At 45.8% G+C, this 7,488-nt stretch carries 6 protein-coding genes; 1 reads left to right on the top strand and 5 read right to left on the bottom strand.

Going from position 1 to position 7,488, the window contains the following annotated elements; translation table 11 throughout:
* The 4 genes from ACWVCM_RS02675 to ACWVCM_RS02660 form a co-directional block, all read right to left on the bottom strand.
* On the bottom strand, window positions 1-198 hold a 198-nt coding region (locus tag ACWVCM_RS02675), incomplete at its 3' end, for an inorganic phosphate transporter (RefSeq protein WP_455200160.1).
* 86 nt (window positions 199-284) lie between these two features.
* Window positions 285-962, bottom strand: a complete 678-nt coding sequence (locus ACWVCM_RS02670) for a TIGR00153 family protein (RefSeq protein WP_455200159.1) — start codon at window positions 960-962, stop codon at window positions 285-287.
* A gap of 44 nt (window positions 963-1,006) precedes the next feature.
* Window positions 1,007-1,996: a porphobilinogen synthase gene (hemB, locus tag ACWVCM_RS02665; RefSeq protein ID WP_455200161.1), complete on the bottom strand. Its 990-nt coding sequence runs from the start codon at window positions 1,994-1,996 to the stop codon at window positions 1,007-1,009.
* Window positions 1,997-2,253: 257 nt separating this feature from the next.
* Entirely contained in the window at window positions 2,254-3,378 is a 1,125-nt protein-coding gene (locus tag ACWVCM_RS02660; protein ID WP_455200158.1) for an adenylate kinase, read from the bottom strand.
* Between the two features lie 523 nt (window positions 3,379-3,901).
* Here ACWVCM_RS02660 and ACWVCM_RS02655 point away from each other — a divergent pair.
* On the top strand, window positions 3,902-5,161 hold the full coding sequence (locus tag ACWVCM_RS02655; protein ID WP_455200157.1) for a 6-phosphofructokinase: 1,260 nt from the start codon (window positions 3,902-3,904) through the stop codon (window positions 5,159-5,161).
* 118 nt (window positions 5,162-5,279) lie between these two features.
* Here the strand turns inward: ACWVCM_RS02655 and ACWVCM_RS02650 are convergent, their stop codons facing one another.
* Complete coding sequence (locus ACWVCM_RS02650) at window positions 5,280-7,286, bottom strand: sodium-translocating pyrophosphatase (RefSeq protein ID WP_455200156.1); 2,007 nt, start codon at window positions 7,284-7,286, stop codon at window positions 5,280-5,282.
* Window positions 7,287-7,488 lie beyond the last annotated feature (202 nt).

Genomic DNA, 7,488 nt, shown 5'->3' with positions numbered 1-7,488 from the left:
TGCCGTTACCTGGCCTCCGGCCAAAAAAGCGCCGCTGAACTCAAAGATGGCGGCAATGATGACGGCCTGTTTTATGGTGACAGCGCCGGAACCAATGGATGTTCCCATGGCATTGGCAACGTCATTAGCACCAACACCCCAGGCCATGAAAAAACCGAAAGCAATTGCCAGAATGATATAGGTAGTACCGTAATCCATGGAAGGTCAACCTTGTTTGTTCAGAGTACTTCTGGGTGTGTGGTTCCCGTACTCCGTTATTGTTATTTATGTTGTTTTATTCTTTGTTAGCGTGCCAGCATTAATTCCAGCCGGCTTCCCACACGTTGTGCCCGATCGGCCAATTCCCCAATCCAGTCAATAATTTTGTACATGAATATCACGTCGACTGGGGGCAGTTCTTTTTCAAGCTGATATATCTCTGCTCGAATCTGGATCTGTATACGATCTGTGTCGGCCTCGATGTCATCCAGTTTGTTGATCATGGTTTCCACGACATCTGCTTCTTTGCCTCGGAAACCTGTTTCCACCAGCTCATCAAATTCATCGATGGCTTTACATGCTTGTTGTGAGGCATCGATAGAGCGCTGGATAAATAATTTGAGCGTATCAGCAATAGCGCCAGGGAAACTCATTTTTCGGCCTGTAATAAGGCCAGCGATGTCTTTTGCTTTATTGGCAATTTTATCCTGCATTGTCAGTACTTCCAGCAGGTCTCGCCGGGACACAGGCATTAACAGGCTATTCGGTAATTGCATACGTAGTTCCCGTTTTAGTTCATCAGCCTTGTTTTCGAGATCAGAAATCTCTTTCTGTAACAGATTAACCTTGTCCCAATCATTTGCCAGGACGGCATTGAAAAACGGTGTTAATTGCGTCACGCATTGGTGAGCCGCGTGCATATGATTTTGCAGCGGTTTAACGGGAGACTGTCCAAATAAATTGGATATTATGCTTGGTGCCACGAGTTGGTCTCCTCTTGTTGTGGAACTAGACTATTCGAATAGCGCTAGTCAGTTTCTTTTAGCCATTGGGCGACAGTTTTGGCATAGTAAGTCAGGATTCCGTCCGCACCGGCCCGCTTAAAGCCCAGCAATGCCTCCATTACCACTGCTTTTTCATCCAGCCAGCCATTCTGCGAAGCGGCTTTTAACATCGAATATTCACCACTAACATGATAGGCATAGGTTGGTACGCCAAATTGTTCCTTTACGCGATACACGATATCAAGGTATGGCATGCCGGGTTTCACCATGACCATATCCGCGCCTTCCTCCAGGTCCAAACCTACCTCCCAAAGAGACTCATTCGTATTGGCGGGGTCCATTTGATAGGTATATTTGTTGCCTGCACCAAGATTAGCGGCTGAACCTACGGCATCACGAAACGGTCCATAAAAACTCGATGCGTATTTGGCGGAGTATGCCAGGATGCGAGTGTAGATATAATTGTTTGCTTCCAGTTCTTTACGGATTGCACCAATACGACCGTCCATCATATCTGAGGGAGCGACGATGTCAGCACCTGCTTCTGCATGTGAAAGGGCTTGCTTAACCAAAACTTCTACAGTCTCATCATTTAATACATAGCCCGTATCATCGATCAAGCCATCCTGTCCATGAGTAGTAAATGGATCTAATGCAACATCGGTTATGACGCCAAGTGATGGTTGCGCCTTCTTCAATGCGCGGACTGCGCGTTGCGCGAGGCCATCAGGATTAAAGGCTTCCTTTGCGTCGAGTGATTTTTTAGCATCACCAACCACCGGAAACAGGGCAATGGCGGGTACACCCAGCTGCACCAGGTCTTCCGCTTCTTTGACTAGCTCGTCAATGCTAACCCGTTCGACACCGGGCATGGATTCAACTTTTTCCCGTTGGCCTTCGCCCTCGATCACAAATATGGGATAGATTAAATCATCAACAGAAAGCTGGCTTTCACGCATCAAACGACGGCTGAAGTCATCCCGGCGCATGCGGCGCATTCGAATTGAAGGCATGGAACGTTGGGTACGGTCAAAACTAGACACAGCTAGGTACTCCTGTCTGGGGAATATAAGATAAATTAATCGATTTTACACCGGTTTCGACGTTTATGGTGACGTAAATTGTAGTAAAGGATACTGCAAAACCAGGAATTGGCAAAATAAGGAAGGTTTGGAATTACAAAATGCGGAAAAAATTAAGGGTGTACCGAGGTACACCCTTAATTTGGTAGAAATTTGCTTCATGACTCCATGTGGAGCCAATCGGCTGATTATCTACGCTTCTTAGCAGCCTTTTTCTTCTTAGCTGCTTTTTTCTTCTTAGGTGCAGCTTTTTTCTTCTTGGCTGCTTTTTTCTTCTTCTTAGGTGCAGCTTTTTTCTTCTTCGCTGCTTTTTTCTTAGTTGCTTTCTTCTTGGTTGCTTTCTTCTTAGTAGCCTTTTTCTTCTTAGCTACTTTCTTCTTGGCTGCTTTTTTCTTAGCTGCCTTCTTCTTTGTTGCTTTTTTCTTCGCTGCCATGGTTGTGGCCTCCTTTTTCTTACGTTTGGTACTACTAGTAGTACGTTTAACAGAAGTTTTGGGTGCTTCTTTGGCCTTCTTTTCGGAAGTTACTTTAGTTTCTTTAGCTTTTTCTTTAATAATATCATCAAATGTAGTCAATTCTTGATGATTTTCCATAATTGTAGTTTTATTTTCAGATTCTTCCATAGATATTTGTGTTTCTATGCCCTCCTTTTGTGGTGGTGAGAGTGGTAATGCGTCAATTATTTTACATAAACCTTCATATATTTCTTCAATTTCACCATTGCCTGGCAATGTATATTGTCTGTTTTGATTGGAGTAATAGGCAACGAGCGGTGCGGTTTGCATTTCATACACGCGAAGTCGGTTGGAAATAGTTTCCTCATTGTCATCGGCTCGATGATGCAGATTTCCGCCGCATTGGTCGCAGTGATCTTCCAGTTTGGAAGGTGAAGTATAAATATTATAAACAGCACCGCATGAATGACAGGTACGTCTACCCGTAATACGTTGAATCAGCAAATCAAAATCGACTTCAATCAGTATTACTCCCTGCAGAGGCATTTGTAATCGATTCAACATGGAATCAAGCGCTTCTGCCTGGGGAACGTTACGAGGAAAACCATCAAGAATAAAGCCGTTTTTTGCATCAGAGTCTGCTAAACGTTCTTCAATCATATTAAGAACAATTTGGTCTGATACCAGTTGCCCCGCATCCATTGCTGCTTTGGCTTGTAGTCCTAGGGGAGTTTTGGCGGATACTGCTTCGCGAAGCAGTTCTCCGGTGCAGATCTGGGGTACTCCGTATTTTTCGACTAGCATCTTCGCCTGTGTTCCTTTACCGGAACCGGGCGCACCGACTAGTACGATTCTCATATGGCTACCTCTATTCCTTTGACTGCCACTTTTTTACCACAATTGTTGCCACAATTGTTGCCGCAATTGTACTGAGATTTAAAAAACTGTAAAGCTACTCTTAAAAAGATAGCCAAGTCAATAATTATTGAACAAAGTATTGCCAAAAATATTAGAGAACGCAAAAAATTCCATTATTCATATTCGAAAATTACCGGCTTAGTTGATGCGAACGATAATTTTGTAAAAAAAACTATAAGGAATCACGATAATAAATCTCAATGTGACGTAATAACGACACTTTTACGTCGTTATCCAGGCATTACTGGCGATAAAACTTGAAGTGAAAAGATAAATTTATGGGAATTTATGATGTTGATGCATGTATTTGGTAATTTAAATCCTTTTTCCGACAAATTTTGCTAACATCCGGTGATAATTTTACGCGTGAGTGTTATTGGATGCATAAGAAAACAGATTTTGTCGTGTAATTTATTCAATTAAATGCGGTTGGAATGTTTAAAACGCAAATGGAGGCGAGGTAATGGCTAAAAAGAATGCATTTTATGCACAATCAGGTGGGGTGACAGCAGTCATTAATGCCAGTGCATGTGGTGTCATTGAGACGGCACGTAAAAATAAAAATAAAATAGGTAAAGTATACGCAGGCCGCAACGGTATTATTGGCGCACTAACGGAAGATTTGATCGATACCAGCAAAGATTCTGCAAAAGCTATCGCGGCATTGAAATATACTCCTTCCGGTGCGTTTGGTTCGTGCCGATTTAAATTAAAAGGCCTGGAGGAGAATAAACGCGAATACGAACGATTGATTGAGGTGTTTGAAGCACACAACATCGGGTACTTTTTCTATAACGGCGGCGGCGATTCAGCGGATACCTGTTATAAAGTTTCGCAATTGTCCCAGGAAATGGGTTATCCCGTTCAGGCTATTCATGTCCCAAAGACGGTTGATAATGATTTGCCAATTACAGACAACTGTCCAGGTTTTGGTTCCGTAGCCAAATATGTTGCCGTTTCCATCCGCGAAGCAGCCTTTGATGTAGCGTCAATGGCCAAGACTTCTACCAAGATATTTGTCATGGAGGTTATGGGGCGTCACGCAGGCTGGATTGCAGCCGCCGGTGGTTTGGCGGCAGAAGAAGCCGGCGATGCACCTCATATCATTTTGTTTCCGGAAATTGATTTTGATGAAGCGGCGTTTCTTAAGAAAGTTGATCAGTGCGTCAAAAAATATGGTTATTGTGCGCTGGTGGTGTCCGAAGGTGTACGGAACAAAGAAGGTCAGTTCCTGGCCGAGGCGGGTGGTAAAGATGCCTTTGGGCATGCGCAATTAGGTGGTGTGGCTCCGGTGATTGCCAATATGATTAAAGATGAGCTGGGTTACAAATATCACTGGGCCGTTGCGGACTATTTACAGCGTGCCGCTAGACATATTGCATCGAAAACCGACGTGGATCAGGCCTATGCAGTAGGTAAAGCTGCAGTACAAATGGCATTGAAAGGCAAGAACTCGGTAATGCCCGCTATCGTTCGCAAATCCAGTAAACCTTACAAATGGACTATCGGTGAAGCGGATCTTTCCAAGGTGGCGAATGTCGAGAAATTCATGCCCCGGAATTTCATCACCAAAGATGGCATGCATATTACGGCCAAGTGTCGTGAGTATCTTTCACCCCTGATTAAGGGCGAAGACTATCCACCCTATAAAAACGGATTACCGCAGTACGTGACGTTGAAGAATGTTGCGGTAAAGAAAAAGCTGAAGAAGTTCACTCTTTAGTATTAAATCGTTGGAAAAAAGAAAGGCCCTAATTAATATTAGGGCCTTTTTATTTGAGATGGTTATTGTCTGCAAGTATGTTGCTATAACGCTGTTACGACAACTTTTGAGGCAACGCTTACGACAACAAAGGCGCAATAACCAGACTGACGATAGCAAGTACGTTAATCAGGATGTTCATGGATGGGCCGGAGGTGTCCTTGAAGGGATCGCCCACGGTGTCACCTACAACACAGGCTTTATGAACATCGGAACCTTTGCCACCCAGGTTTCCTTTTTCGACATATTTTTTGGCGTTGTCCCAGGCGCCACCGGCATTGGCCATCATCAGGGCCATAAGTACGCCAGCCACCAGTGCGCCACCGAGCATGCCGCCCAGGGCTTCTGCGCCTAATCCAAACCCAACAACAGGCGGTGCGGCTACAGCGAGTAATCCCGGCGGAATCATTTTCTTTAATGCTGCAGTGGTGGCAATATCAACACAACGCCCCGTATCGGGCTTGCCGGTACCTTCCATTAGCCCGGGTATTTCTTTAAATTGACGACGGATCTCTTTGATCATGTCAAAGGCCGCATCACCCACGGCAGTCATGGTGAGTGCGCTGACTAACAAGGGAAAGATACCGCCGATGAACATGCCCATCAGCACTTTCGGATTGTTCAGTTGAAGGTTGAAGTCCGCAATGTTGGCGGAAACAACTTCCACAAATGCAGCAATAATTGCTAACGCCGCTAATGCTGCAGCGCCGATGGCGAAACCTTTTCCGATCGCAGCTGTAGTATTGCCCAGTTCATCCAGTGAATCGGTAATGGCGCGGGTTTCTTCGCCCAGGCCGGCCATTTCTGCAATACCGCCTGCATTGTCCGCAACCGGTCCGTAAGCATCAATTGCCATGGTGATACCAACCGTAGCCAACATTCCCACCGCGGCGATTCCAACTCCATAGAGGCCAACCAGTTCGGTAGAGATGAAAATTATGGCGGCGATAGATAGCAATGGTATGACAACGGACTGCATACCCACTGCCAGGCCGGTGATCATGACTGTTGCAGGACCGGTTTCACCTGAAGTTGCAATGTGACGTACCGGTTTGCCAGCCGTGTAATGTTCAGTAACCAGTCCGATGATTATACCGCCAACGGTTCCGGCCAAAACCGCGTACCAGACCTTGGTATTAACACCAACCATGTCGATGACGAAATACGATGCAACAATGAAGATAACCGCAGCGCCGATTGTGCCAGTGCGTAGTGCTTTCTCGGGTGATGATGAAGAGAAAATCTTTACGAGCACGATACCCAGCACAGAACAGATTAATCCGGCTGATGCCAGTGCAAGGGGTAAAAACATTAGTGCCTGTCGATCACCACCGAGATCTGTGAGTAGTTCCATCGCCATGGTTGATGCCATTGCGATGGTGGCGATGATAGAACCACAATAAGACTCAAAGATGTCAGAACCCATACCAGCAACATCACCTACGTTGTCCCCAACATTATCCGCGATTACCCCTGGGTTGCGTGGATCATCTTCCGGAATACCGGCTTCTACTTTACCCACCAGGTCTGCGCCGACATCGGCACTCTTGGTGTAGATACCACCACCGACACGTGAGAACAATGCCACGCTGGAAGCACCCATGCCGAAACCGTGGATAACATGAGCCGTATGGGGATCACCGCCAAACAGTAAGTAGAGAACACCGAGACCTAATAAACCAACAGAGGCGACGGTCATTCCCATAATCGAACCGCCGAAGAATGCGACGGTTAATGCTGCCGCTGCGCCCTCTTTGTGGGCAGCGGTTGTGGTACGCACATTGGCCTTGGTGGCGGTATACATTCCTATGTAACCAGCAGTGGCTGAACTGAGCGCGCCAACAATAAACGCAACGGATGTTTGCCAGCCCAGGGAGATAAATAGCAACACGATCAACACCGCTGCGAACAGGGCCAGCATGGTATATTCACGTTTCATGAAGACCATGGCGCCCAGGTGGATTTGGTCGCCTATTTCCACGACTTTGCCTTCGCCCGCGGCATGCTGTTTGACCATTGCGTAAATGATAAAGGCAATCACTAACCCAACAGCGCCTAAAATTGGTGGTATTAAATCAGGATTCATTTCTGCTACTACCTCCGTTTTTGTTGTTTTTAGCCAGCGTGGGTTGACGTGCCAATCACTCCACGGGATCCCCAATGATAATGTTTAGCACTGGCCAGACAATGTCGAAAAAGGGGCAGGAATTCTTTGGTCAGGATTCCTTCCACCTTGTTATTTTACTTATTAAGGTCCCAAGAATAAAGGGAAAGAAAACGAGAGAAAG

It is taken from the genome of Kaarinaea lacus, from assembly GCF_975902315.1.
Note: the sequence above shows the minus strand (reverse complement) of the source record. Positions and strands in the feature narration are given on the sequence as shown.

Bases quoted from the DNA above. Each gene is read 5' to 3' on its own strand.
- hemB (WP_455200161.1), bottom strand. From the start codon at position 1,996: ATGCCTTCAATTCGAATGCGCCGCATGCGCCGGGATGACTTCAGCCGT.
- ACWVCM_RS02660 (WP_455200158.1), bottom strand. From the start codon at position 3,378: ATGAGAATCGTACTAGTCGGTGCGCCCGGTTCCGGTAAAGGAACACAG.
- ACWVCM_RS02655 (WP_455200157.1), top strand. From the start codon at position 3,902: ATGGCTAAAAAGAATGCATTTTATGCACAATCAGGTGGGGTGACAGCA.
- ACWVCM_RS02650 (WP_455200156.1), bottom strand. From the start codon at position 7,286: ATGAATCCTGATTTAATACCACCAATTTTAGGCGCTGTTGGGTTAGTG.